The 25364-nt window shown below is 72.7% G+C and carries 23 protein-coding genes; 5 read left to right on the top strand and 18 right to left on the bottom strand.

The window, feature by feature from the left end; genetic code table 11:
- Positions 1–202 precede the first annotated feature (202 nt).
- The 7 genes from AC5L35_RS28180 to AC5L35_RS28150 form a co-directional block, all read right to left on the bottom strand.
- Positions 203–1225, bottom strand: coding sequence for an alpha/beta fold hydrolase (locus AC5L35_RS28180; protein WP_495062731.1), 1023 nt, complete (start codon positions 1223–1225; stop codon positions 203–205).
- A 309-nt stretch (positions 1226–1534) separates the two neighbouring features.
- Complete coding sequence (locus AC5L35_RS28175; RefSeq protein WP_495062730.1) at positions 1535–2773, bottom strand: acyl-CoA dehydrogenase family protein; 1239 nt, start codon at positions 2771–2773, stop codon at positions 1535–1537.
- A gap of 16 nt (positions 2774–2789) precedes the next feature.
- The gene (locus AC5L35_RS28170; protein WP_495062729.1) at positions 2790–3812 is read right to left on the bottom strand and encodes an ABC transporter ATP-binding protein; all 1023 of its coding nucleotides are present in this window, start codon (positions 3810–3812) and stop codon (positions 2790–2792) included.
- Complete coding sequence (locus AC5L35_RS28165; protein WP_495062728.1) at positions 3809–4915, bottom strand: ABC transporter ATP-binding protein; 1107 nt, start codon at positions 4913–4915, stop codon at positions 3809–3811. The genes AC5L35_RS28170 and AC5L35_RS28165 overlap by 4 nt, the downstream gene beginning before the upstream one ends.
- Positions 4912–5784 carry an ABC transporter permease gene (locus AC5L35_RS28160; RefSeq protein WP_495062727.1) on the bottom strand — a complete coding sequence of 291 codons (873 nt, stop codon included), beginning with the start codon at positions 5782–5784 and terminating at the stop codon, positions 4912–4914. Before AC5L35_RS28160 ends, AC5L35_RS28165 begins: the two co-directional genes overlap by 4 nt.
- Entirely contained in the window at positions 5771–6784 is a 1014-nt protein-coding gene (locus tag AC5L35_RS28155) for an ABC transporter permease (protein WP_495062726.1), read from the bottom strand. The genes AC5L35_RS28160 and AC5L35_RS28155 overlap by 14 nt, the downstream gene beginning before the upstream one ends.
- On the bottom strand, positions 6781–8388 hold the full coding sequence (locus AC5L35_RS28150) for an ABC transporter substrate-binding protein (protein WP_495062725.1): 1608 nt from the start codon (positions 8386–8388) through the stop codon (positions 6781–6783). The genes AC5L35_RS28155 and AC5L35_RS28150 overlap by 4 nt, the downstream gene beginning before the upstream one ends.
- Before the next feature lie 367 nt (positions 8389–8755).
- Between AC5L35_RS28150 and AC5L35_RS28145 the strand changes: the two genes are divergently transcribed.
- The 3 genes from AC5L35_RS28145 to AC5L35_RS28135 are packed head-to-tail and all read left to right on the top strand — an operon-like array spanning position 8756 to position 11591.
- Positions 8756–10075 carry a GAF domain-containing sensor histidine kinase gene (locus AC5L35_RS28145; RefSeq protein WP_495062724.1) on the top strand — a complete coding sequence of 440 codons (1320 nt, stop codon included), beginning with the start codon at positions 8756–8758 and terminating at the stop codon, positions 10073–10075.
- Positions 10075–10746 (top strand): response regulator, encoded by a 672-nt coding sequence (locus AC5L35_RS28140; RefSeq protein WP_495062723.1) that lies wholly within the window; start codon positions 10075–10077, stop codon positions 10744–10746. Before AC5L35_RS28145 ends, AC5L35_RS28140 begins: the two co-directional genes overlap by 1 nt.
- Positions 10747–10799: 53 nt before the next feature.
- Entirely contained in the window at positions 10800–11591 is a 792-nt protein-coding gene (locus AC5L35_RS28135) for an IclR family transcriptional regulator (protein ID WP_495062722.1), read from the top strand.
- Positions 11592–11674: 83 nt separating this feature from the next.
- On the opposite strand, the gene AC5L35_RS28130 is transcribed toward AC5L35_RS28135, so the two are convergent.
- Genes AC5L35_RS28130 through AC5L35_RS28085 form a run of 10 tightly spaced genes read right to left on the bottom strand, consistent with a single transcriptional unit; the run spans position 11675 to position 22322 of the window.
- Positions 11675–12688: an amidohydrolase family protein gene (locus tag AC5L35_RS28130; RefSeq protein WP_495062721.1), complete on the bottom strand. Its 1014-nt coding sequence runs from the start codon at positions 12686–12688 to the stop codon at positions 11675–11677.
- An 8-nt stretch (positions 12689–12696) separates the two neighbouring features.
- Complete coding sequence (locus tag AC5L35_RS28125) at positions 12697–13803, bottom strand: zinc-dependent alcohol dehydrogenase (RefSeq protein ID WP_495062720.1); 1107 nt, start codon at positions 13801–13803, stop codon at positions 12697–12699.
- Complete coding sequence (locus AC5L35_RS28120) at positions 13803–14669, bottom strand: SDR family NAD(P)-dependent oxidoreductase (RefSeq protein WP_495062719.1); 867 nt, start codon at positions 14667–14669, stop codon at positions 13803–13805. Before AC5L35_RS28120 ends, AC5L35_RS28125 begins: the two co-directional genes overlap by 1 nt.
- Positions 14666–15736: a hypothetical protein gene (locus AC5L35_RS28115; protein ID WP_495062718.1), complete on the bottom strand. Its 1071-nt coding sequence runs from the start codon at positions 15734–15736 to the stop codon at positions 14666–14668. The genes AC5L35_RS28120 and AC5L35_RS28115 overlap by 4 nt, the downstream gene beginning before the upstream one ends.
- Positions 15733–16284 (bottom strand): UGSC family (seleno)protein, encoded by a 552-nt coding sequence (locus tag AC5L35_RS28110; RefSeq protein WP_495062717.1) that lies wholly within the window; start codon positions 16282–16284, stop codon positions 15733–15735. The genes AC5L35_RS28115 and AC5L35_RS28110 overlap by 4 nt, the downstream gene beginning before the upstream one ends.
- A 16-nt stretch (positions 16285–16300) precedes the next feature.
- Positions 16301–17590, bottom strand: a complete 1290-nt coding sequence (locus tag AC5L35_RS28105) for a phenylacetate--CoA ligase family protein (protein WP_495062716.1) — start codon at positions 17588–17590, stop codon at positions 16301–16303.
- A 47-nt stretch (positions 17591–17637) separates the two neighbouring features.
- Positions 17638–18765 carry an NDMA-dependent alcohol dehydrogenase gene (locus AC5L35_RS28100; RefSeq protein ID WP_495062715.1) on the bottom strand — a complete coding sequence of 376 codons (1128 nt, stop codon included), beginning with the start codon at positions 18763–18765 and terminating at the stop codon, positions 17638–17640.
- Entirely contained in the window at positions 18762–19733 is a 972-nt protein-coding gene (locus tag AC5L35_RS28095) for a TIGR03560 family F420-dependent LLM class oxidoreductase (RefSeq protein ID WP_495062776.1), read from the bottom strand. Before AC5L35_RS28095 ends, AC5L35_RS28100 begins: the two co-directional genes overlap by 4 nt.
- A gap of 10 nt (positions 19734–19743) precedes the next feature.
- Positions 19744–21201 (bottom strand): aldehyde dehydrogenase family protein, encoded by a 1458-nt coding sequence (locus AC5L35_RS28090; protein WP_495062714.1) that lies wholly within the window; start codon positions 21199–21201, stop codon positions 19744–19746.
- A gap of 11 nt (positions 21202–21212) precedes the next feature.
- Positions 21213–22322 carry an NDMA-dependent alcohol dehydrogenase gene (locus AC5L35_RS28085; protein WP_495062713.1) on the bottom strand — a complete coding sequence of 370 codons (1110 nt, stop codon included), beginning with the start codon at positions 22320–22322 and terminating at the stop codon, positions 21213–21215.
- 305 nt (positions 22323–22627) lie between these two features.
- Between AC5L35_RS28085 and AC5L35_RS28080 the strand changes: the two genes are divergently transcribed.
- Complete coding sequence (locus tag AC5L35_RS28080; RefSeq protein WP_495062712.1) at positions 22628–23905, top strand: MFS transporter; 1278 nt, start codon at positions 22628–22630, stop codon at positions 23903–23905.
- A gap of 107 nt (positions 23906–24012) precedes the next feature.
- Here the strand turns inward: AC5L35_RS28080 and AC5L35_RS28075 are convergent, their stop codons facing one another.
- Complete coding sequence (locus AC5L35_RS28075; RefSeq protein WP_495062711.1) at positions 24013–24642, bottom strand: TetR/AcrR family transcriptional regulator; 630 nt, start codon at positions 24640–24642, stop codon at positions 24013–24015.
- Positions 24643–24743: 101 nt separating this feature from the next.
- Between AC5L35_RS28075 and AC5L35_RS28070 the strand changes: the two genes are divergently transcribed.
- Positions 24744–25304, top strand: coding sequence for a hypothetical protein (locus AC5L35_RS28070; RefSeq protein ID WP_495062710.1), 561 nt, complete (start codon positions 24744–24746; stop codon positions 25302–25304).
- Positions 25305–25364 lie beyond the last annotated feature (60 nt).

Below are 25364 nucleotides of genomic sequence, written 5' to 3'. Positions count from 1 at the left end.
AACCGCCGACCACGCTGCCGGGTACCGGCCGATCTGAACGTGCCTCACAGGAACTCCTCGGGGAACGTCGGCCGCAGGGGCCGCGGAACCCACGCTAGGGCGGACGCAGCCGCGCCGAACCGTGCCGATGACCTCATCCCGTCCGGCCAGCGGTCCCGGACGGCGTACGTCGGATGTCCCGGTCCGGGCGCGACGAGGACGATCATCGCTGCTCGGCGATCAGCTCGTCCAGCCACCGCACGAGCACCGCGAGCGCCTCCGCGGAGTTGCGCTCGAACATCACGGCGTGCCCGTTTCCGTGTACGCCGTGGTCGGCGAGGCGCACCGACTCCGCTCGGCAGCCCGTGGTGCGGAGGAACTCCGCGACGCCACCGGCGAAGGCGTCGAACGGCGAGGCCCCGGCCGAGAACACACCGATCGGGACGCGGGCCAGGCCGGGGAGCCGGTGGGACCCCGCGGCGAGTTCGGACGGGTCGGCGGCGGGCGGGTCGAAGGCCGGCGGCGCGGCGGTGAGGCCCCAGGGCAGCAGCGACCCCCCGTCCGGGAGTCTCAGGAACGGCGGCCCGATCGGCTCCAGCGCGAGCAGCGCGACCACCAGGTCTGGACGCGTGTCGGCGGCCAGCCACCCACCGGGCGCGCCCGCGGAGTGCGTGACGAGCACCGCGGGCCCGACGCGTTCGAGCAGCTGTACGAGACGGTCGGCGTCGAGCCGATGGGAGGCCGCCATGTCGGCCGGCATCGGCCCGGTCGGGGCGAGGACCTGGTCGAACAGCGGGTCGTCGGCGCTCCGGCTGCCCGGCCACTGCGTGTGCAGGCTCGCGTGGGAGTCCGGGGCGAAGATCTCCTTCGCCCGCTCGTAGGAGAACGGCGGGCCCATAGCCCCGAGCACGTCGGGGTGGTAGGGCGAGCGGCCGTGGCCGGGACGGTCGACGACGTAGACGACGTGGCCGCTGTGAACCAGCATCGTCGACCAGCCGCTGCGCCCGTCGGGGGTGCCCATCCAGTCGGTGCCCTGGCCGCCACCGCCGTGCACCAGCACCAGCGGGTACGGCCTGGTCACCTGCTCCGGCGCCTCCCAGGCGACGAACATCGGCCCGCGCGGCACGAGGCCCGCCGGGTGCTGAGCCCGTTCCGTCCCCACCCAGAAGAACCCGCGCCGGGACGTGACGAGCTCGCCGTCCGGTGCCGTCGCCACCCGGCCGGAGCCCGCTGACGTGGTGCTCATCGCTCGGCCTCGCTGGGCTCGGCCGGCGCTTCGCGCAGGCGCTGTGACGTTGATTCGCTCGCAAGCTCGCTCACTGCCCGGCCTCGCTGGGCTCGGCCGGCGCTTCGCGCAGGCGCTGTGACGTTGATTCGCTCGCAAGCTCGCTCACTGCCCGGCCTCGCAGGGCTCGGCCGACGCTTCGCGCAGGCGCAGTGACGTTGATTCGCTCGCAAGCTCGCTCACTGCCCGGCCTCGCAGGGCTCGGCCGACGCTTCGCGCAGGCGCAGTGACGTTGATTCGCTCGCAAGCTCGCTCACTGCCCGCTCCCCCTCAGGTGGCATCGAGCCCGAGGTGCAGCTGGGCGAGTCGGCGGAACATCAGGTCGCGGAAGCCGGTGTTGCGGTGGCTCGCGATCATCGCCATGTCGCGGTAGAGCCGCTCGAAACGCTGTCCGGCGTTCATCGCGCTGGATCCGACGTTGCGGAACAGCTGCTGGTCGACCGCCTCCCACACCTGCACGATCGCCTCGCGCGCGATGACCCCGAGCCGCTGCTCCTCCTCCTCGCCGTAGGGCTTGCCACCCGCCGCGGTGCGCTCGCACAGCTCCATGTGCTCCTCCGCGCAGCGCAGCACCGCCGCCTCGGCCGTCGCGAGCTTCCCCAGCGCGCCGCCGTACCAGCGCTGGTGGTCCGGGTCTGTCAGCCGGGGCACCATCGGCGGCATGCTGGTCTTGCGGGTGCGCATCTGGCACTCGAACTCGTCGAGCGCGTTGTAGCCCGCGCCGATCATCTGTGCGGCCACCGACATCGTGAACGGCGCGAGCGCTCGCCCGGTGTACATCGGGTTGCCGTGCAGGGCGAGGCCCGGGGTCCCGCCGGAGACGTCGACGCTGATCATGTTCGTGTTCTCGAGCACGAACTCCGCCGGGATCCGCGCGTCGTCCAGCCGGATGCTGTGCGACCCGCTGCCGCGCAGCCCCATGCTGGAGCCCCAGTCGTCGAGCATGGTCCACTCGCTGCGCGGCGCGACGTAGAGCAGCATCCGCTCGGCGGCCTCCGCAGGGGGCAGTCCCGCGATGAGTGCCTGGCCCATGAAGTGCGTGGAATACGGGATCCCCGAGCAGTAGCGGACGGTTCCGTCCAGCCGCCACCCCGACCCCAGCCGCACGGCCGTGGCGTCGGGCGCCGCCACCGACGCACACCGGAAGTCGCCGTCACCGAAGACGGCCTCCTGCGCCGCCTCCGGGAAGTACGAGGCGATCTGCACGGCATGGCTGGAGGCCAGCGCCCAGCACCAGGCCGTGGAGACGCATCCACGGGCCATCTCGATCTGCAGCCGGGTGAAGGTGATGTAGTCGCATTCCAGGCCGCCGTAGCGCCGTGGCTGCATCACGCGGTAGAGCCCTGCCTCCCGGAAGGCCTCGTGCATCTCCTGCGAGTAGTACGTGCGCTCCTCGACCTCGGCCTGAGCCGCGACCAGGGCTGGACGCAGCTCGACGACGCGCTGGATCAGCGACGCCGGCGTCGGGTCGACACCGGCCTGCGGGGTGAGAGCGGTGGTACCGGACATCAGTGCTCCTCTGCGATCAGGAGACCAGCGTGGCGGCGTCGAGCGGGAAGTGGCAGGCGACCTGGTGGTCGGGCGCGTGCTCCCGCAGCACCGGCTCCTCCTCGGCGCACCGCTGCACGGCGAGCGGGCAGCGGGTGCGGAACCGGCACCCGCTGGGCGGGGCGAGCGGCGACGGCGGCTCGCCCGCGAGCGGACGGGGGCGGCGCGCACGTCCCGTCCGGGGGTCGAGCCCGGGGATCGAGTCGAGCAGTGCCGCCGTGTAGGGGTGCAGCGGCCGCCGGTACAGCGCCTCCGCGGGCCCCAGCTCGGCGAGCTGCCCGAGGTGCATCACCGCCACCCGGTCGCTCACCTGCTTGACCAGCGCCAGGTCGTGGGAGATGAAGAGGTAGGACAGGCCCAGCTCGGTGCGCAGCCGCTCGAACAGGTTGAGCACCTGCGCCTGGATCAGCACGTCGAGCGAGGACACCGCCTCGTCGCAGATCACCAGTGCCGGGTGCAGTGCGATGGCGCGGGCGATCGCCACCCGCTGGCACTGGCCGCCCGACAGCTCGTGCGGCCTGCGCCTGCCGTACACCGACGGGTCGAGCCCCACCAGGTCGAGCAGGTCGCGCACGCGCGCCTCCCGCTGCGCGGACCCGCGCACGCCGTAGCCCACGAGGGGTTCCTCGACCAGTTCCGTCACGCGCCACCGCGGGTTCAGCGAGCCGTAGGGGTCCTGGAACACCATCTGCATGTGCCTGCGGGTCGCCACCAGCTCGCGACGGCCCAGCCGCATCAGGTCGGTCCCGCGGAAGAGCACCTCGCCTGCCTGTGGCCGGGGCGCCTGGATCACCGAGCGGGCGAGGGTCGACTTGCCGGAGCCGGTCTCCCCCACGACGCCGAGCGTCTCCCCGGCCCGCACGTCGAACGAGACGTCCGAGACGGCGTGCACGACTCCGCCCTTGATGCCACCCGCACCACGGACCGGGAACTCCTGCACGATCCCGCGGGCCTGCAGCAGGGTCTCGCCCTGCACCGGGCGCTCGTCGAGTGCCGTCATGACCGGTCTCCGCTCGCTGCATCGGGCGCGGCCGCATCGGGAACGGGGTGCCAGCACGCCCACCGGTGGCCCGGCTCGTGCTCGGTGAGCGGGGGGTCCACGGCGCACTGCTCGTCGGCGGACGCGCAACGCGGCGCGAACGGGCAGCCCGTGGGCAGCGCGGACAGGTCGGGCGGCTGGCCGGGCACCACGGGCAGCAACGTGTGGGGCTCGCGCTCCAGCAGCGGGATGGCCCCCAGCAGCGCGCGCGTGTAGGGCATCCGGACGTGCGCGAACAACGTCTCCGCCGCCGCGTGCTCCACCCCCCGCCCGGCGTACATGACCAGCACGTCCTGGGCGTAGCTCGCGGCCAGCGCGAGGTCGTGACTGATCATGATCACGGCCATGCCGAGGCGGTGCTGCAGCTCGACGAGCAGCTCCATGATCTGCGCCTGCGTGGTCACGTCCAGCGCCGTGGTGGCCTCGTCGGCGATCAGCAGGCGCGGTTCCCCGGCGAGCGCGATCGCGATCATGACCCGCTGCCGCATGCCCCCGGAGAGCTGGTGCGGGTACTCCCCGAACCGCTGCTCCGGCACGGGCAGCCGCACCAGTGACAGCAGCTCGACGGCCCGCCGCCGCGCGGCGCGCCGGTCCAGGTCGGCGTGCGCCCGCACCGCCTCGACCACCTGCGTGCCGATGCGCATCGTCGGGTTGAGCGAGCGGGTCGGGTCCTGGAACACCATCGCGATGTCGGCGCCCCGGTGGCGGCGCATCTGCGCCTCCGCCATCCCCACCAGCTCGGTGCCGGCGAACCGCGCCGACCCCGTGACCGCCGCGGTGGAGGGCAACAGGCCCATCAACGCCCGCGAGCTGACGCTCTTCCCGGACCCGGACTCGCCGATGATCGCGAGCATCCGTCCCGCCTGGAGCCGGTAGGACAGCCCGTTGACGGCGTGCACGTGGCGGCCGCCGCGGGAGAACCGCACCCGCAGGTCCCGCACCTCGAGCAGCGTCTCACCGTCCGGGGTGGTTGCAGCAAAGCCACTTTGCTGCAACCCCGTTGCGTCAACGTGGCTTTGCTGCAATCCCGTAGCCCCGGCCAGGACGTCGTCGTGCGCTCTCATCGGCCGCTCCATCGCGCGCGGAGGCTCTCGCCGAGCAGGTTGAAGGCGAGCACCGTGATGAACAGGACCGCCGACGGCCAGACGACCAGCATCGGCGTCGCGGAGATGCTCTGCTGGCCCTGGGCGATCATGTTCCCCCAGCTCGGAGCGGGTGGCGGGATGCCCAGCCCGAGGAAGCTCAGCGCCCCCTCGATCACGATCACGATGCCCATCCCGAGCATCCCGAACGTGATCAGCTGGGGCGCGATGTTCGGCGCCACGTGGCGCAGCAGGATCCGCCACCCCGGCGTGCCGCAGAGCCCCGCTGCCGCCATGAACGGCAGTTCCCGCAGCCGCAGCGTGGCGGCGCGGGAGATCCGCGCGAACGCCGGGATGCTGAAGAACGCCAGTGCCAGGATCGTGTTGGTCTGGCTCGGGCCGAGGCTCTGCGCCACCGCGAGGGTGAGCACGAGCGACGGGAACGCGATCAGCACGTCCAGCACCCGCATGATCACGGTGTCCACCACGCCGCCGACGAATCCCGACAGCGCCCCGAGCGTGCCGCCGACCAGCAGCCCGAGCAGGTTCACCGTCACGGCCACGATCAGCGACGACCGGCCGCCGTACAGGATCCGCGCGAGGATGTCGTTGCCGTTCGGGTCGGTGCCGAGCAGGTGCCCCGGCGAGAACGCCGGGAGGTAGGACTCCAGCACGCTGCCCCCGATCGGCGGCGGCACGGGCAGGACGAGCGGGCCCACGAAGCAGGCCAGCGCGACGAGCGCGACCGCCGCGGCAGGCACCCCCACGGCGAGCGAGCCCACCCAGCCTCGCGACCTCGCCGGTGCGGTCGCGGGCTCGACCAGCGCCGGCCCGGCGTCAACGACTGCCATAGCGGATCCTCGGGTCGAGTACGGCGTAGAGCAGGTCGGCGAGCAGGTTGGCCAGCACCGCGACCACCGCGAACACCACCACGCAGGCCTGCACCACCACGAAGTCGCGGGTGTTGATCGCCTGCAGCATCAGCTGCCCGATCCCCGGGAGGGCGAAGATCTGCTCGACGATCACCGTGCCCCCGATGAGGCTTCCGAGGTTCAGGCCGACCACGGTGATCAGCCCGAACGCGGAGTTGCGGAACGCGTGGCGCACCAGCACCTGCCACGGCCCGATGCCCTTGGCCCGCGCGGTGGTGACGTAGTCCTCCCCCTGCAGCTGGTCGACGAGGTCGCCGCGCAGGAACCGCGTGTAGAAGCAGTAGAGCGGGAACGCGATCGCCGCCGCCGGCAGCGCCATCGACTGCAGGTTCTCCCCCAGCCCCTGCGACAGCGGCACGAACCCGATCGCCGGCAGCACCGCCATCTGCACCGCGAACACGAGCACGAGCAGCAGGGCGAGCACGTAGTTGGCCACCGACAGCCCGGTGATGCTCACGATCATGCTGATCCGGTCGAAGAGCCGGTTGGGCCGGTGCGCGGCCAGCAGCGCGGTGGGCACCGCGAGCCCGAGCGAGATGACGAACGCCAGCACCACCAGCTCGCCGCTGACAGCCAGCCGCTCGCCCAGCAGGTCGGTCACCGGCTGGCGGCTCACCAGGGACTGCCCGAGGTCCCCGGTGACCGCTCCACCGAGCCAGTCCAGGTACCGCAGCACCGCAGGCCGGTCCAGGCCCAGCTCCAGCTCCAGGGCCCGCACCTGTTCCGGGGTGGCCTCCGGACCCAGCAGCTGCTGGGCCGCGCTGCCGGGGATGAGGTTGAGCACCCAGAAGGTCAGGATGCTGACGCCGAGCACGATCGGCACCGCCAGCAGGAGCCGCTTGCCCACCAGCCGCATCCCGGGCGAGGTGAGGAACGCCGACCCCGCCCGGTGCCGCCCGGCGCCCACCGACGCCGTCACTGCTGCTGCACCCGCCAGACCTCGTCCCAGATGACGCCGGCGTTCACGACGATCGGCGGGATCTTCGTGGTGAGGCCGGGCCCGTACACGCCCGGTGTCGAGATGTTCGCGGCGGCGAACGCCAGCCCGAACGGGGCGTAGGCGTTGTCGCTGATGTACTTCCCGGCCTCGGCGTAGAGCTGCTGCCGTCCTGCGGGGTCGACCGTGGCGGCGGCCCCGTCGAGCAGCTGGTCGAGCTGCGGGTCGGCCACGCCGCTGAACGGCGAGCTCGAGGAGAACCGGAAGCCGACCCCCACACCCGACGCGGGGTCCCACGCCCCGGCCGTCTGCAGCATCGACTGCCACTGGCCCGAGTTGAACTGCTGGACCAGCGTCGACAGCTCGTAGTTCTTGGTGGTGACGGTGATGCCCGCGGCCTGCCACTGGGTCTGCAGCGCCGTCATCACCTGCTGGGCCACGTAGCCGTTCAGCGTCCCGAGCTCCACGGTCAGGCCACCGAGCTGGCTCACGAGCTGCTTGGCCTGCTCGGGGTCGAAGGCCGGGTAGCCGGGCACGGCCTGCTCGTGGAAGAGGCCGCCGGGACCGGTGAACGACTGGCTCACGGGGTAGAGCCCGCGGAACAGCCCCTTCGATATCGAGTCGAAGTCCGTGGCCCGGTAGATCGCCTCGCGGGCCCGCTTGTCGTTGAACGGGGCGGTCTTCGTGTTGAGCTGGATCACATACGGCGAGGTCGGGGGCTGCACCGTCACGGTCAGCCTGCCGCTCGACTGCGCCTGCTCCAGCAGCGGTGTGGTGCTCAGCCCCTCGTAGGCCTGCGCCTGCCCGGCCAGCAGCGCCTGGTACGCGGGCTGGTCACCGCCGATGGACTGGAAGGTCAGCTTGTCCAGGTAGGGCCGGTCGGGCTTGAAGTAGGTGGGGTTGCGCTGCAGCACCAGCAGCGAGCTCAGCTGGTTCGACACCACCGTGAACGGGCCCGCGCCCACCGGGTTGATCCGGAACTGCTCCTCGCCCATCCGCTGCAGTGCGGTGGGAGAGGCGATCCAGTTGGTGTTCGCCACCGGGAACGAGTTGATCACAGCCGCGTAGGGACGGGTGAACTTCAGTACGACGGTGCGCGCGTCCTGCGCGGTGATCCCGCCATCGGCGAGCGGCCAGGTCGGCTTGCACGAGCACGGCGACGCCATGGCCCGCTGCAGGTTGAAGACCACGGCCTGGGCGTCGAACGGCGTGCCGTCGCTGAAGCGGATGCCCTCGCGGAGCGTGATCGTGACCGTGCGCCCCTCGTCGAGCAGCTCGTAGCCCTCGGCCTGGTTCGGCACGACCCGCGGATCGGAGCCGTCGTCGTTCGCCGTGAGGAGGAACAGGCCGCCGTAGATGGCGCTCATCTGCGAGATGTTGGCGCCGCCGGTCGTGTTGGTCGCCGGGTCGAGACCCGAGGGCCAGCCGCCGGCGAAGGACGAGCTCTCGAGCACGGTCAGTTCCCCACCGCGCTGGGGTGGGCCTGCCGGCTGTGCGGTGCCCCCTGCCGTGCCGCCCCCGCCCCCGCAGGCGGCGAGCACCAGCAGTGCGGCCAGGACGAGGGACAGGCGCTGCAACGGTCTCACATGGACCTCCCGCTTCGTTGCGTCCTTCGGTGCCGCCTCCCCGGTCGTCGAGGCAGGGCGGCCGCCACCGCCGGCCGGGTGCGCCGGGGTGGGAGTGCGTCGAGGTGCCGGATCGTACGAGTGATGGGGCTCACTGCATCCGACACAGCGTCCGGGGAGGACCGGATCTCGTGCAGGCGGCTTTCACTCGGCGAAAGACAAAGTTCCAGCAGGCACCGGCCATGCCGCTCCCTGACGCCACACCGCAACGCAGGACGTGATCCGCCTACGACATCTGTCGCGGGTCGTCCTGCCGTTCCCGGCCGACCTGGGCGAACCGGGCCGGGAGTCTTGTGACGGTCCACTCGGCTCGTGAGACTGGATCAGAGTGGCGGGCGAGCGCTTCGACGAAGGGGTCGGCGTGGTGCAGCAGGTAGTCGCGGACGGATCGGACCGGGGGCTCGAACCCCCGGGCTGTCCGATGTGCGGCGAGCCACTGCACCACGGGCGCTCGGAGGACGACCGGCGGGGGCAACGCCGGCTGGCCGCCATCGCCCGTGCCGCGTCCAGCGTGGCGGACGCAGGCTCGCTGAGCGTGACCCTCGACGTCGTCGCCCGCGAGGTCGTCCAGGCCGAGCACATCGCCGCCGTGCAGATCCTGCGGGTCGAGGGCGGCAGCATGCGCGTGGTGGGCAAGGCCGGGTTCACCGACGCCGAGGACTTCACCGACCGGCTGGAGGAGTGCCGCCGCCTGGGCGCCCGCCTGATGTTCGTCGAGGCCTTCCGCAGCAGGCGGCGCATCGTGGTGGCCCACCGCAAGGCCGCGGTGCTCAGCGACCCGAGCTGGGCGCCGCTGCACGCGATCATGGGCGCGCCGCGGTGGGACTGTTTCGTCGCCGTCCCGCTCGTCGTCCGTGGCCGGGCCGTGGGTGTGCTGAACGCCTTCTACGAGCCGGGGGAGAACCCGGGCGGCGCCGCATTGGAGTTCCTCGACGCGATGGCGGACCAGGCCGCGATGGCCGTCGACTCCGCCGACCTGCTCGCCCGGTCACGGCACGACGCCCAGCTCGCCGAACGCGCCCGGCTCGCCCGCGAGCTGCACGACTCGGTGGTGCAGCAGGTCTTCTCGATGCGGATGCAGGCCAAGGCCCTGCGCTCCCAGGTGGCCTCGGGCCGCGCGAGCAGCCCCGAGCGCGTGCAGGCGGTCGCCGACGAACTGCTCGGCCTCGCGCAGAACGCGCTGGCCGACCTGCGCAGCCTCGTCCACCAGTTGCACCCCGTCGAGCTGGTCGAGCGCGGCCTCGGCGACGCCGTGCTGGCGCACGCCGACTCGGTGCAGTCGATGTCGGGACTGTGCATCGACGTCGAGGTGGCGGAGCGGCTCGACCTGCTGCCTGCGGAGCTGCAGGAGGACCTGTACCGGATCATCCAGGAGGCGCTGCACAACGTGGTGAAGCACGCGCACGCGACACAGGTGGCCATCCGCATCAGCAGCGCGGGCGACTCGGTCCGCGACCAGCTCCTCGTGGAGGTCACCGACAACGGCACCGGCCTCGACGGCCGTCCCCCGCGCACCGGGGCGCTCGGCCTCGTCTCCATGCAGGCCAGGGCCCGCGGCTGGGGAGGGCGCATGGAGATCCGGGACACCGCGCCCGGTTGCCGCGTCGAGGTCACGATCCCCGTCGCGCTCCCGGGAGGTGCCCGGTGATGACGTCCGTGGCGGGCGTGATCGGAGTGCTCGTCGTCGACGACCACGCCGTCGTGCGTCGCGGGCTCGCCGCCTACCTGGAGAGCGCCGACGGCATCGAGGCCGTCGCGGAGGCGGTCAACGGCCGGGACGCGCTGGTCCAGCTCCGGCGCCTCGCAACGGAGAACCGGCTGCCGCAGGTCGTGCTCATGGACGTGCTGATGCCCGAGATGGACGGGATCAGCGCGATCGGGGCGATCCTCGACTCCTACCCGGACGTGCGCGTCGTGATGCTGACGAGCTTCGGCGAGGTCGAGCGGGTCTACGCCGCGCTGCAGGCCGGCGCGGCGGGATACCTGCTCAAGGACGCCGACCCCGATGAGGTGGCCGCCGCGATCCGCGCCGCCGCCCGCGGCGAGGTGCACCTCGACCCCGCCGTCGCGGGCCGGCTGACCCGGCAGCTGGTCTCACCGTCGTCCGGGCTGGCCTCCCTCACCGCACGCGAGCGCACGGTGCTCACCCTGGTGGCCCGCGGGATGTCCAACCGCCAGATCGCCGCCGAGCTGTTCATCAGCGACCGCACCGCCCGCACCCACGTGAGCCACGTGCTCACCAAGCTGCAGCTCTCCTCACGCACGCAGGCGGCGCTGGTCGCGATCCGGGAAGGCCTCATCCCGCCGCCGAGCGGGTAGCGCGGCCCCCGCGGCTCCGTCTGTCCACAGTGACGACCTGGGGAAGGTGCGACATGACCGTGACGGAGGGACCTCGGCCCATCCGTTCCCCCGGGCCCGGCGACGGCGGCAGCCGGGTGACCGCCGCGGGACGCGTGCTCGCCGTGCTCGACGCGTTCGGGCCCGCCCACCGGACGCTGACGCTCAGCGAGATCTCCCGCCGCGCCGGGCTCACCCTGCCGACCACGCACCGGCTGGTCCGCGAACTGGTGGTCTGGGGAGCGCTGGAGCGCGACGACTCCGGCCGCTACTCCGTGGGGCTGCGGCTGCTCGAGCTGTCCGCGCTCGCACCCCGGGGCCTCGGGCTGCGCGACGCCGCCTTCCCGTACCTCGAGGACCTGCACCAGACCACCCACGGCAACGTCCACCTCGGCGTGCGCGACGGGCTCGAGGTCGTCTACATCGAGGCGATCCGGGCGCGGGTGCGCAAGCCGGTGGACAGCCATGTCGGGGACCGCTGGCCGATGCACGCCACCGGCACCGGCCTCGTCCTGCTCGCCCACGCCCACCGCGAGCTGCAGGAACAGGTGCTGCGCTCGCCTCTCACCCGGTTCAGCCCCCTGACCGTGGTCGATCCCGCGGAGCTGCGCAGGCGCCTCGCGCAGGTCCGCCGGACCGGGGTGGCCGTGGCCCGTGGCCAGATCACCCTGCCCGACATCGTGGTGGCGGTCCCGGTGCTGGGCCGTCGCGGCGAGGTGGCCGCCGCGATCTCCGTGGTCGTCGAGGCCGACGACGCGCGCCCCCGCGAGCTGGCGGCGGTGCTGGCGGAGGCGTCCCGCTCGATCTCGGCGTCGCTGGCCGGCTGAACCGCACCCCGGGATTGCAGCAAAGCCACTTTCATGCAACCTCGTTGCGTCAAAGTGGCTTTGCTGCAACCGGGGGGCGGGCGCTACGGGGGCGGGGTGGGGAGGGCGAGGCCGAGCCAGCGCAGGGCGTTCTCCCCGGTGATCGCGGCCAGGACGTCGGCCGGCAGGTCCATGCCGCGCAGCGTTCTCCCGGCGGGATCCTCGCGAGGCATCGCCGGGAAGTCGGACCCGACCAGCAGCCGGTCGGGCCCGAGGAGGTCGATCAGGTAGCGGATCGCGCGGCGGTCGAAGACCAGCGAGTCGTAGTAGAAGCGGCGCGCGTACTCGATCGGGGACGGGCCGTCGTCGTGCGCGATGGCGCGTTCGGGGACGGCCGGTTCCTCGTTCCACGCCCCGCCCCAGAAGTACTGGGCGCGCGGCAGCATCAGCGGGAACCCCCCGGCCGCGTGGCTGAAGGAGATGCGCAGGTCAGGGCACTTGCCCGCGGTGCCGCCCGCGATCATCGACGCGGCGGCCAGCGCACCCTCGACGCCGACGACGTAGGTCCCCATCGCCGACGCCGGGAGCCGGTCGGTCAGTGCGGGCATGGCGTGCACGAACACCGCGAGGTCCAGGCGCTCCGCCTCGGCGAAGAACGGCAGGAACCGCTCGTCGCCGATCGAGGCGCCGAGCACGTTCGAGGCGATCTCCACGCCATGCAGGCCCTGGTCCCGGATCGCCGCCAGTTCGGCCGTGGCGGCGTCCGGGTTCTGCATCGGCACCATGCCGAGCCCGACCAGCCGGTCCGGGGCCGCGGCACTCAGCGTGGCGGCGAACTCGTTCACGTGCCGGGCGAGCGACAGCCCGTCGGCGGCGGGCAGGTCGTAGCGCAGCAGCGGCGGCATCGGCGTGACCACCTCCATGTCGACGCCGGACGCGTCCTGCGCGGCGACGCGCCGCTCCGCGTCGAAGAACACGTCACGCGCCCGGTAGCGCATCGCCCCGAACAGCAGCGTGCGCGCGGTGTCGCCGTCGATCGGCTCCATCCGCGGGAAGCACTCCGGGGCGTCGGCCGGGTAGTCGCGGGGCAGCAGGTGGGCGTGGGCGTCGACCAGCATGCTGGTTCCTAACCGTTGGGGTGGACCGAGACGTGCACCGCTGCCTCGCCCGGCACCTCACCGGCGAGGGTCTCCATGGCCAGCGCGGTGTCGTCGAGCCCGAACGTGTGGGTGTGCATCTTCTCCAGCGGGAAGCGGCGGGACTCGATGATCGCGATCGCCTCCGCGTAGCCGCGGGCGTCGACGCCGTAGGCCCCGACCACCTTGATCGCCTTGTTGATGATCAGGTCGGTGCGCAGCGGCACCTCGCGCCCGCCCTTGAGCCCGGCGAGCACGACCTGGCCGCCGTGCTTGACCGCCTGCAGCGCGTGGGTCACCGGCTCGGTGGCCATCGGGGTCAGCTCCAGCACGACGTCGGCCAGCGCCCCGTCGGTGATCTCGCGGACCCGCTCGACCACGTCCTCGGCCGCGTCCCCGTCCACGACGATCGTGTGGTCGGCCCCGAACTCGCGGGCGAGGGCGAGCTTGTGGGCGTCGGACTCCAGGCCGGTGACGACGACGGTGCCCGCGCCTGCGGCACGCGCGGCGATCACCGAGGCGATCCCCCGCTGTCCCGCGCCGAGCACGAGCACCGTGTCGCCGATCCCCACCCCGCCGAGGTGCAGCGCCCAGCGGACACCTGCGCCGAGCGGGTTGAACATCACCGCGAGCTCAGCGGGCAGCGTCTTGTCCACCTTGTGCAGCACGGCACCCGGCGTCAGGTACAGGTGCTCGGCGAGCCCGCCCCACAGGCTCGGCGCCACGTCCACGCCGGTGACCCCGTGTCCGTAACGGCGGTTGCGGCAGGCCTGGTAGCGCCCGGTGAGGCAGTCGTGGCAGGAGCGGCACGGCACGATCACCTCGAGCGCGACCCGGTCACCCGGCTGCACGCCCCAGCGCTCCGCGGCGCGCTCCCCGATCTCCTCGATGATCCCGAGCGGCTCGTGCCCCGGCACCGTCGGGCCGCCACCGCCCATCCTCAGGTGGCCGCGGTAGGACTCGACGTCGCTGCCGCAGATGCCGTTGGCCTCCACGCGCAGCAGCCCGTCGTCCGGGCCGATCACCGGCCGGGGGAACTCACGGATCTCGATGGTGCGGGGGCCGACCTGCACGGCGGCGCGGACGGTGTCAGCCATCAACTGCTCCTTCCCACGGGCGCCGCTGCGGGCGCCACGGCCGGTACGGCGGTGATCGGAGGGCCGGGCGGGAACCGGTGTGGCGGCCCGCCCTCGACGGTGAGCGTGTGGCCGGAGATCCACCGGGCTCGGTCGCTGAGCAGGAAGAGGGCGGCATGGGCGATGTCCCATGCCGTGCCCTCGGTCTTCAAGGCCGTGCCCTGCCGGCGCGGCTCGCGCATCTCCTCGGGCATGTTGGCGGCGGCGAAGGCGCCCCAGATGGCGCCGACCTGCACGCAGTTGACCCGGATGCCCTGCGGGCCCAGCGTGCTGGCCGCGCCGTCGGTGAGGTTCTCCAGCCCCGCCTTGGCGACGCTGTAGACCATCCCGGGACCGCGCATCCGCACGCCGACCGAGGAGATGTTCACGATCGCGCTGCCGGGCGGCAGCACGGGCACGGCGTGCCGGGTGACCTGCCACGCCGACTTCAGGTTGACCGCGACGAGCTCGTCGAACCGTTCCGGGGTCACCTCGAAGAGCCCGGCCCTGTCCCCTGCGGCCACGTTGTTGACCAGCGCGTCCAGCACCCCGAAGCGCTCCACGACCTCGGCGACGGCCCGCGCGCACGCGGCGTCGTCGGTGACGTCCGCGACCAGCGCGTGTGCCGTGCCGCCGCCGGCGCGGATCCGCTCGACGGTGCGGACCGCCGCGCCCGCGTCCCGGTCGAGGACCACGACCCGGGCGCCCTGCGCGGCGAGCACCCGGCTCGTCGCGTAGCCGACGCCGGGCAGCGTGCCGTTCTGCCCGGCGCCGGTGACGAGCGCCGTCCGGCCCGCCATCAGGAGCGGTCCCGCGTCGGCGAAGGGGTCGGCGAGTGGATCCGTCACGGGTGCACCTCCTCCAGCTGTGCCGCCGAACGCGCCTGTACCGGGACCGCGGCTCCCGACCAGCCCGAGAACAGCCGCACGACCATCGAGATCCCGGCGTTGCGCGCGCCGGCCACGGCGATGAGCAGGTTCTCCCGGTCGGCCGACGGCAGTAGCCGGTCGAACCCCTCGGGGCGCTCCCCGCTCGCGTGCCGCACACCGTTGTCACCGAGGCCGTCCTTGCCCGCCCGGGCGAGGTCGCTCACGGTGCGCCCGCAGTGCTCGGCGAGCCATCCCCGCACCTGCGCGCGGCCGAAGCCGGCGCCCGCGAGCAGCTGGGCGTGCTCCGGGCAGAACACGATGCCCGCCGAGGCGTGCCGGAAGATCCAGGCGCCGGTGCGGGAGATCGTGTCGGCGAAGTCGGTGAGGAGCTGCTCCGCGCTGCCGGTGTGCCGGTTGTCCACGAACTCGCAGGTGCGCAGGAGGGTCGCCGACACCGCCGACGTGCCGGCGGGGATCCCGCCCTCGGCCGACAACGGCTCCCAGGGGCTCTCCTCCTCGTTCTCGGCGATGCAGATCGACCATCGCCCTGGCAGTCCCTGGGTGGCCTGCTCCAGGACGTGCGGGTGGATCCCGTAGGCGTTGCGGACGATCAGCCCGATCGCCCGCGCGACCGTCGCGTTCGCCCGGAACCCGGGACCGAACGCCCCGCCCGCCCGGTTGAAGCCGAGCTCCTCGCGCACCGGGCCGTTCACCACGATCAGCGGGGCGGGCCCGCTCGTGGACTGCCAGCCCCCGCCGCCGGTGGAGCGCTCGCGCACCAGTGCCTCCCAGGTGGCGAGCACCACCGGGAAGTACTCCGGGCGGCAGCCCGCCATGGCCGCGTTGATCGCCGCCAGCTCCACGGTGACCGAGCGGTCGAGCTGCGGGAGCACGCCGATCACGTCGTCGGCAGGCCGGTCGACGGTGGCGAGGAAGCGGTCCACCAGCGGACGCGACGCCGGGACCAGCGGCAGCCCGTCGGACCAGCCCTGGTCGTAGCAGTGCTCGATGGCGGCCTGCGCGGCGTCGGGATCCGGTTCCGTCACGGGCGCGGCTCCGTCAGCAGTGCGACCACCCCGGCCACCACGTGCTTCGCCCGCTCCTGCACCTGCTGCGGTGTCAGTACCGCCACCGGGTGCTCCGTGGTGACGTAGCGGTAGCCGGGCGCACCGCGCAGCCCCGCCATCGCGTCCGCGGTGGCGATGAACGCGTCGCTGCAGATCACGGCGGCCGGCACGCCGGCGGCCTCGAAGAGCACCCCGTCGGCGACGGCGGAGGCGCTGCACGAGCCGCAGTCCCCGACGCCGGTGACCACGACGTCGCAGGCGTCCGCGTACTCGGCGACCAGCTCGTCGGGCGCGGGCAGCGCGAAGGCCTGCTTGGTGCGCATCAGCGCGACGCCTGCGGCACCGTGCTCGGCCACGAGCAGCGTCGCGACCTCCTGGAGCAGCAGCGCGGCGTTCTGCTTGGTGTTCTCCAGCAGGCCGACCCGCGCTCCGGTGAGATCGGGACGCCGGGCCGCCCGGGGGGCCGACGCCGGGGTGGCCTCGGGCGCGGGTGTCCGGCCGGTGGGGTCGAGGATCGCGTTCGGCACTCGTGAGCTCCTTCTGTCAGGTCGCCAGGCGGGTCAGGCGGGACTTCATCTGGGAGCGCTCGATCGACCCGGGCGGCACGAGCGTCACCGCGGCCCGCACCGAGAGCCGGGACCGGACCAGCGCCTCGATGTCCCGGCCGAGCTGCTCCTGGTCGGCCGTGTCCTCGCCCCACTCGGCCTCCACCTGCAGCGGCGGCTCGACCCGGGGACCCGGCCGCGGGAGCACGATCTGCACGGCCCCGGTGGTGCGCGGATGCAGTGTCTGGACGAGATCGCGCACCGCGGAGGGGAAGACGTTCACCCCGAGCACGATCAGCATGTCGTCGGTGCGCCCGACACAGCGGATCAGCGGCGCCCCGCTGCCGGAGAGCCCGGTGACGACCACGCGGTCGCGGGTGCGGAAGCGCACCAGCGGGCAGCACTCCCGGTCCACCGACGTGTAGACGAGCTCGCCGGTGGCACCCGGCTCCGCGTCGACGGGTTCCCCGCTGTCCGGGTCGATCAGCTCGACGAGGACGTGCCGGCCGCCGGTGAACCGCATCCCGCCGCTGCCCGGCGCCTCGCCGAAGAGCACCGGGGCCATGTCGGCGTTGCCGAGGCCCTCCGTGACCGGGGCCCCCCACTCCTGCTCGACGTGCGCCCGGAAGGCCGGTTCTCCCCCGCCGGGTTCACCACCGACGAACACCTTGCGCAGGCCGAACTCCTTCGGGTCGCGCCCCTGTGCCCGCAGGTGCTCGGCGAGGTAGCGCGCGTAGGACGGCGTGGAGTGCAACGCGGTGACCCCGAGCGTCTCCAGCGCGAGCACCGCCTTCTCCGAGGCCCCCGTGCCGATCGGCACCAGGGTGGCGCCGATCCGCTCCAGCGCGTCCCGGATCGGCAGCCCACCGACGAAGAGCGTGAGCCCCGCGGCGTGCAGCACCACGTCCTCGCGGGTCGCGCCCATCGTGCGGAACGCCCGTGCCACCATGTCCGTCCACGCGGCCGCGTCCCGCCGCGTCACCCCGACCCAGCTGGGGCGCCCGGTGGTGCCGGTGGAGGCGTGCACGCGGATGACCTCGGTCATGTCCACCCCGGCGTGGTGACCGAGCGGCGGGGCGGCGGCCTGCGAGTCACGCAGCCTCTGCTTGGTGGTGAACGGGAACTTGCCCAGGTCGTGCAGGGACGTGAAGGCCGCGGCCGACACGCCGTGCGTTCCGAACAGGTCGGCGTAGAACGGCGACCGGGCGGGCAGCCCCTCGAGCTGCGCGCGCAGCAGTTCGGTGACGGTCTCGCGGTCCTCTGGCGCGGTGAAGCTCGGTGTGACCACGGTGCTCCTCTCGGGTCTCGGGGCTCGTGGACCTCGGCGCCCGACCGTCAGCGCTCGTGGATCAGGACGCCGCGGATGTTCTTGCCGTCGGCCATGTCGCGGTAGCCCGCGTTGAGCTCGTCGAGGGAGTACCGGCGGGTGATCAGCTCGTCGAGCTTGAGATCACCGGACCGGTAGAGCCCCAGCAGCTTCGGCACGTCGTAGAGGGGGTTGCAGTCGCCGAACAGGGCGCCGCGCACCTGGCGCTGGTAGAGGATCATGAAACCGGCGTGCACCTTGACGGCGCGTTCTCCGAGCTTCCCGACCGCGGTGATCGTCACCTTCCCCGCCTTGCCGACCACCTGCACCGCGGCGTCCACCACGTCGTTGGTGAGCACGCCGGGCGTGCAGATCGCGTGGTCGGCGAGCTGCCCCCAGGTGGTCTCGACCACGAAGTCGTGCGCCTCGCGGGCGTCGGCGAACGTGTGGGTGGCGCCGAAGACCTTCGCCATGTCCCGCTTGAACTCGACCGGGTCCACGACCACCACGTTCTTGGCGCCCGCGTAGCGCGCGCCCTGCACGGCGTTGCTGCCCACGCCACCGGCGCCGTAGATCACCACGGTGTCCCCGGCCCGCACGCCAGCGGCGTACACGGCGGAGCCCCAGCCGGTGGGCACCCCGCAGCCGACCAGCGCGCCGATCTCGAACGGGATGTCGTCGGGCAGCGGGATGCAGGCCCACTCCGACACCACCGCGTACTCGGAGAACGACCCGACCGTGCAGAACCCGCCGAGGTCCTCCTCGCCGTGGTGGAACCGGAAGGTGCCGTCCAGGAACATCCCGGTGCCGGCGTTGAGGCCCTTCACGCACATGTTCTGGTGCCCCGTGGAGCACGGCCTGCACCCGCCGCACGCCGGGATGTAGGAGCAGATGATCCGGTCGCCCGGCTTGACCCGGCGCACGTCCGGACCCACCGACTCGACCACGCCGGCGCCCTCGTGCCCGCCGACGATCGGGAACCGGACGGGGGCGTCGCCGTGCGTGATGTGGTCGTCGGAGTGGCAGAGCCCGGCGGCATGGAAGCGGACCCGCACCTCGTGCGACCTCGGGGCGTCGAGGGTCAGCTCGGTGAGTTCCCAGCCGGTGTGCGGCTGCCGCGCGATCGCGGCGCGGGTGGTGATGGTGCTGCTGCTCATCGGACGCCTGTCCTCTCCGGTGTGCTCGTGACGTGCGGGAGGACCTCGGCGCCGATCAGGGCGATGTGGTCCAGGTCGTGGATGTCGTAGATGTGCAGGTAGACGGTGTCCGCTCCGGCCTCGGCCAGTGCGCCGACCAGATCGGTCACCTGCGCGGGCGACCCGATCGCGGCTGTCGAGCGCATCAGCTCCGAGCCCATCACCTCCGCGCGGCGCTGCGCCTCGGCGGGCGTCGCACCGCAGGCGACGGGCAGCACGGCCGAGCGGCGTGCCTCGTCCGGGTCGCGGCCGATCGCCTCGCACGCCCGCGCGAACCCCGCGAAGCGCTCCCGGAGCGCCACGCCGGTGCGGTCCCCGAACGTCAGCGCGCCGTTGAACTCGTCGGCGTAGCGGGCCGCGATCGCCGGAGTGCGCCGCGGCCCGGCGCCACCGATGATGATCGGCGGGTGCGGGTCCTGGAACGGCTGCGGCGGGGTGCGGTTGGCCTCGATGCGGTAGTGCGCGCCATCGAAGGAGAACCCGGCGGCGTCGCCCGTCGGCGTGCGCCACAGTCCCGTGATCACCGCCAGCTGCTCCTCCAGCCGGTCGAAGCGCTCGCCGGTCGGCGGGAACGGGATGCCGAACGCCGCGTGCTCCCTCGCGAACCACCCGGTGCCCAGCCCGAGCTCCACCCGGCCGCCGCTCATCTCGTCGACCGAGGCGACGATCGTGGCGAGCAGGCCGGGCACGCGGAACGTCGCCGCGCCCACCAGCGCCCCGATCCGCACGCGCGACGTCTCGCGGGCCAGGCCGCCGAGCGTCGTCCAGCAGTCGGTGGGGCGGAACGTGGGATCCGCCGGGTCGACGCCGAGGAGGTGGTCGGAACGGAAGAACGCGTCGAAACCCGCCTGCTCGGTGGCCAGTGCCAGCGCCAGGATCTCCTCGTAGCGGGCACCGTGGCGCGGCTCCATCAGCACGCGCAGCCGCACGCCATCACCCCTACCCACGGAGCGACACCGTCTTGACCTGCGTGTACTCGAGCACGGCGTCGGCGCCCATGGTCCGGCCGAACCCGCTGCCCTTGTAGCCCCCGAACGGACCGCCGATCACCCCGGCGCCGAGAGCGGCGTTCACCGCGACCTGGCCGGCTGCCAAACGGCGCGACATCCGTACCGCACGCCCGACGTCGCGTGTCCAGACCGAGGCGACCAGGCCGTAGTCGGTGCCGTTGGCGACCTCCAGCGCCTCCGCCTCGGAGTCGACCGGGATCACCGACAGCACCGGGCCGAAGATCTCCTCCTGCGCGATGCGCATGTCCGGCCCGACCCGGTCGAACAGCGTGGGCTCGACGAAGAACCCGCGCGCGAACACCTCGCCGTCAGGGGTGCCGCCACCGGTGACGAGATCGGCGCCCTCCTGCAGGCCCAGCCGCACGTAGTCCAGCACCCTGTCCTGCTGCTTCGCGTTGATCAGTGGACCCATCTGCACCTGCTCGTGCCACGGCCCGACCCGGACCCGCCCCATGTGGTCGGCCAGGCGCCCCACCACCTCGGCGTGCACCGCCCGGTCGACGACGACGCGCGAGCCCGCGGCGCAGATCTGCCCGGTGTTGAGGGTGATGCCTGCGACCATCGCCGGGACCGCGACGTCGAGGTCGGCGTCGGCGAACACCACCTGCGGCGACTTCCCGCCCAGCTCGAGGTGCAGCGGGATCAGCCTGCGCGCGCACGCCTCCATCACCGAGGCGCCTGCGGCGGGCGAGCCGGTGAAGCTCATGCGGCGGACGCCCGGGTGGGCCGGGATCGCCGCGCCCGCCTCGGTGCCGTAGCCCGTGACCACGTTGACCACGCCCGGCGGGATCCCCGCCGCCAGCGCCAGCCGCGCCAGCGCCAGCGGGGTGAGCGGGGCGTCCTCGGCGGGCTTGATCACGATCGTGTTGCCCGCCGCGATCGCCGCCCCGACGTCGTTGACGAACATCGGGCCGGGCGCGTTCCACGGGATCACGCTCCCGACCACACCGAACGGCTCGCGCAGCGTCAGCCCCAGCACGTCGGGCGTGTACGTCGGGAGCGACACGCCCTGCACCTTGTCGGCCTGCCCGGCGACGAACCGCAGGATGCGCGACATCGGCGGCGGCCCCCAGTGCGGGCGGCCCACCTCCTGCGACTCCAGCCGGTCGAGCTCGGCGGCGTGCTCGCCCACCAGGTCCGCCCAGCGGGCGATCAGCGCGCCACGGGCGGACGCGTTGGTGTCGCGCCACGCCGGGAACGCGGCCCGGGCGGCCGTCACCGCGGCATCGACGTCCGCCGGACCGCCCCGGGGAACGCGGGCGAGCACGTCACCGCTCGCCGGGTCGAGCACGTCGATGGTCTCGCCGGTCACCGCCGGGACCCACTCTCCCCCGATGAGGTGGGCGTTCTCGGTGAGCAGGCCGGTGTCCGGAGGGGAGATCGTCATCGCCGTGGCCCTCAGTGCTCGATGAGGATCACGCCGCGGACGTTCTTGCCGTCCAGCATGTCCTGGTAGCCCTGGTTGACCTCCTCCAGCCGGTACCGGCGGGTGATCAGCTCGTCGAGCTTGAGGTCGCCGGAGCGGTACAGCCCGAGCAGCCGCGGAACGTCGAACAGCGGGTTGCAGCCGCCGAAGATCGCGCCCTGCACGCGCCGCTGGTAGCCGATGAGCGGCCCGGGGTGGTGGTCGATCGATCCGTTGCCGACCGCGGTGATCGTCACCTGGCCGCACTTGCCGACCACCTGGATGGCGTGGTCGATCACCTCGTCGTGCAGCACGCCGACCGTGATGATCGCGTGGTCGGCGAGCTCACCCCACGTGGTCTCCACGACGAACTCGTGCGCGGCGGCAGCGTCGGCGAAGGTGTGCGTGGCGCCGAAGACCTTCGCCATGTCGCGCTTGAACGGCACCGGGTCGACAACCACCACGTTCTTCGCTCCGGCGTACCGGGCGCCCTGCACCGCGTTGCTGCCCACGCCGCCCGCGCCGTAGATGACCACGGTCTCGCCGGCCCGGACGCCCGCCGCGTGCACCGCGGACCCCCAGCCGGTCGGGACGCCGCAGCCCACCAGCGCCGCGATGTCGAAGGGGATGTCGTCGGGGATCGGGATGCAGGAGAACTCCGAGACGACCAGGTGCTGGGAGAACGTGCCGAGCACGCACATCCCGCCGAGGTCCTCGCCGTCGAGGTGGAACCGGAAGGTCCCGTCGGGGAACTCGCCGGTGGAGGCGTTCTTCCCCGCGTCACAGAGGTTCTGGCGGCCCGTGGAGCAGTAGCGGCAGGTGCCGCAGGCCGGGATGAAGGCGCACACGACGTGGTCGCCGACCGCGACGCGCGTGACCCCGTCCCCCACCGCCTCGACGACGCCGGCGCCCTCGTGGCCGCCGACCACGGGGAAACGCATCCGAGCATCGCCCTTCTGCACGTGGTCGTCGGAGTGGCACAGCCCGGCGACCTCGATGCGGATCCGCACCTCACCCGCCCGCGGGTCGTCAAGCTCCAGGTCGACGATCTCCCACGGCCTACCCGCCTCACGGCAGATCGCGGCGCGCGTCGTCATGCTCATATCGGCTCCAGAGGTCTGCGCGGGACCGCACGGGGCGGCGGGCCGGACCGGCAGGGACGTCGTGATCGCAGGGAGAGGGTGGTCCGCTGCGGGCACCACGATGCGCCGCCGGGAGTGACGGGGGCCATATCCCTTTCGCGTCCCGGAAGGGATCGTCACGCGGGAGTAGCAGCAGGGTTCCGGCCCGTTGCGCACCCCTGCGACATCCGTCCCGTTCGTGCGGAGGCAACCGTCTGACGACGTCTGCTGCCGATGAGCTATTTACTCCTGTGCGACATCCTCGACCTCAGCGCGGAAGGTGCATCGTGGCCAACCCGACCCCCAGCAGGAGATCACTGCTGCTCGCCAGCTGCGTGGGAACCTCGATCGAGTGGTACGACTACTACATCTTCGGGACCGCAGCGGCCCTCGTGTTCGGGCCGCTGTTCTACCCGTCGTTCTCGCCGCTGGCGGGCACGCTCGCGGCGTTCGGCACGTTCGCCGTCGGGTTCATCGCGCGGCCGCTCGGCGGCGCGGTGATCGGCCACTTCGGTGACCGCATCGGCCGCAAGGCGATGCTGGTCCTCACCCTGATGCTCACCGGGTTCTCCACGTTCCTCATCGGCGTGCTGCCGACCTACGCGGCGATCGGGGTGGCCGCCCCGCTCCTGCTGATCCTCCTGCGGCTGGTGCAGGGCTTCGGCGTGGGCGGTGAGTGGGGCGGCGCGGTACTGGTCGCCACCGAGCACGCCACACCGCGCCAGCGCGCGCTCTTCGGCAGCTTCGCCCAGTTCGGCGTCCCGATCGGCCTGCTCACGTCCAACCTGGCGTTCCTCGCCATCGCCGGGCTCTCCGACGAGGACTTCGCCGCATGGGGGTGGCGCATCCCGTTCCTGCTGAGCATCGCGCTCCTGGTCGTCGGGATGGTCGTGCGCCGCAAGCTCTCCGAGAGCCCGGAGTTCCGGCGGGTGCAGGAGAACAAGCAGGTCACCAAGATGCCGGTGGCCACGCTGTTCCGCGAGCAACCGGGCACGGTGGTGCTGGCCAGCCTGGCCGCCATCGCGCCGCCCGCGGTCGGCTACACGGTGATGGTGTACATGCTGAACTACGGCACGAGCGTGGTCGGCTTCGACCGCAGCACCCTGCTCACGCTGATCCTGCTGTCCACCGTGCTCTGGATCGCGGGCATCTACGTCTCGGCGCGCTGCGCCGACCGGTGGGGCAGCAAGCGCGTGTACGCGATCGGCGCCGCCTCGGCCGTCGTGTGGGCGTTCCCGCTGTTCTGGCTGGTCAACACGGGCAGCGCGCTCGCGGCACTCGTCGCGTTCATGGTGGCAGGCGTGGTGCAGGCGATCATGGCGGGAGCCCAGGGCGGCCTGTTCACCGAGCTCTTCGACGCCCGAGTGCGCTACAGCGGGGCGTCGATCGCCTACCAGCTCGGCGGCATGGTCGGTGGCGCCGTCACCCCGCTCGTGGCCGTCAGCCTCTTCGCGGCCACCGGATCCTCGACGCCGATCGCCCTCTACCTCGCGCTGCTGTGCGGGGCGAGCCTGGTGGCGGCGCTGGTCATCCGGACGCCGGCCCGGGACACCGCCAGCGTGTGAGCGCTGGTGAGCGCTGGTGAGCGCGACATGGACACATGACGTTGTTCGGAGGTCACTTCCGACCGCGTCATGTGTCCATGTCGCTGCGCCGGATGCTGTTCGGGTGCTCAGTGGAGCAGGGTGAGCAGGCCCTCGACGCCGCGGTGGAACGCCGCGCCGATGCTGTCGACGCCGTCGAGGTGGGCGCCGGACATGGCGCCGTCGCGCATCATGACGAAGTGCCGAGCGGCGTGCTCCGGCTTGCCGCGCCGCGGTGAGGTGCCGAAGACCTGCGCGAAGAGCTCGGTGAGCGTGGCGACGTACCAGGCTCGGTGGTCGAGGACCACCTGGCGTACCGGGTCGTCGGGGTCGGGGTACTCGGCGGCGGCCTTGAGGAAGGCGCACCCGCGGAACTCCGGCCTGGCCAGGTCGTCGGCGACGGCGGTGCCGAGCGCGCGCACCGCGTCGGCGGGCGACGGCGCGGCGTCGACGGCGGCCTGCGCGTCGGCGCGGATGTGGGCGTCGACGCCGCGCAGGTAGGCGAGCACGAGCTCTTCCTTCGAGGGGAAGTGCCGGTAGAACGTGGCCCGCGTGACCGGGGCCTCGGCGAGGATCCGTTCGACCCCGACCGCACGGATCCCCTCGCGATAGAACAGTGCACTCGCGGTGGACAACAGCCGTTCCCGGGCCTCGGACCGCCCGTGTCCCCGCGAGCTGCCGCTCGGGCTGTCGGGCGCGGGGCGTGTCGGCGTCGCCATGGGCCGACAGTAGCAGAAAGAACATTCTGTCTTGCACAACCCGGTGCCGTCTGTCACGCTCAGCGCCGCAAGAGAGAACGGTCTTTCTACCTGGAGGCACCATGACCACGACCACTGCCCCTGTCGCTGCCACCGTCGTGCCGGCGCTTCGCCGGCTCTACCTCGCCCGTTTCGGGTTCGCCCTGATCTGGGCCGTCGCGCTCTTCGTCACCGCGTCGAGCATCGGGCCGGTGAGCGCCACCCTGCTCGTGATCTACCCGCTGTTCGACGTGGCCGCCGCCGTCGTCGACGCCCGGTCCTCCCGGGGAAGCCGGTCCGCCGTGGGCCTCTATGTCAACATGGCGATCAGTGGGATCGCCGCCGTCGGGCTGGTCGTCGGGGTCACCTCCGGCATCCCGGCGGTCCTGCAGGTGTGGGGGGTCTGGGCCGTGGTGGCCGGGCTCGTCCAGCTCGGCGTGGCTCTGCGGCGACGCAGCCTCGGAGGCCAGTGGGCGATGATCGCCAGCGGCAGCATCTCCACGCTCGCCGGGATCTCGTTCTTCGTGCAGGCCTCGGTCCCGCACGCCTCGCTGAGCAACCTGGCCGGCTACGCCCTGCTCGGCGGCATCTTCTTCCTCGTCTCCGCGCTGCGCCTCGGCCGGAACACCGGTGGGAGCAACTGACAACGTGCAGCCGGCCGCCACGGGCCCGTGGCGGCCGCGATCCCGGCCGCCACGGGTCCC

Source organism: Pseudonocardia sp. OZ21 (assembly GCF_059359135.1).
The sequence above is the reverse complement of the archived record's forward strand: the minus strand, read 5'-3'. Positions and strand labels throughout refer to the sequence as shown.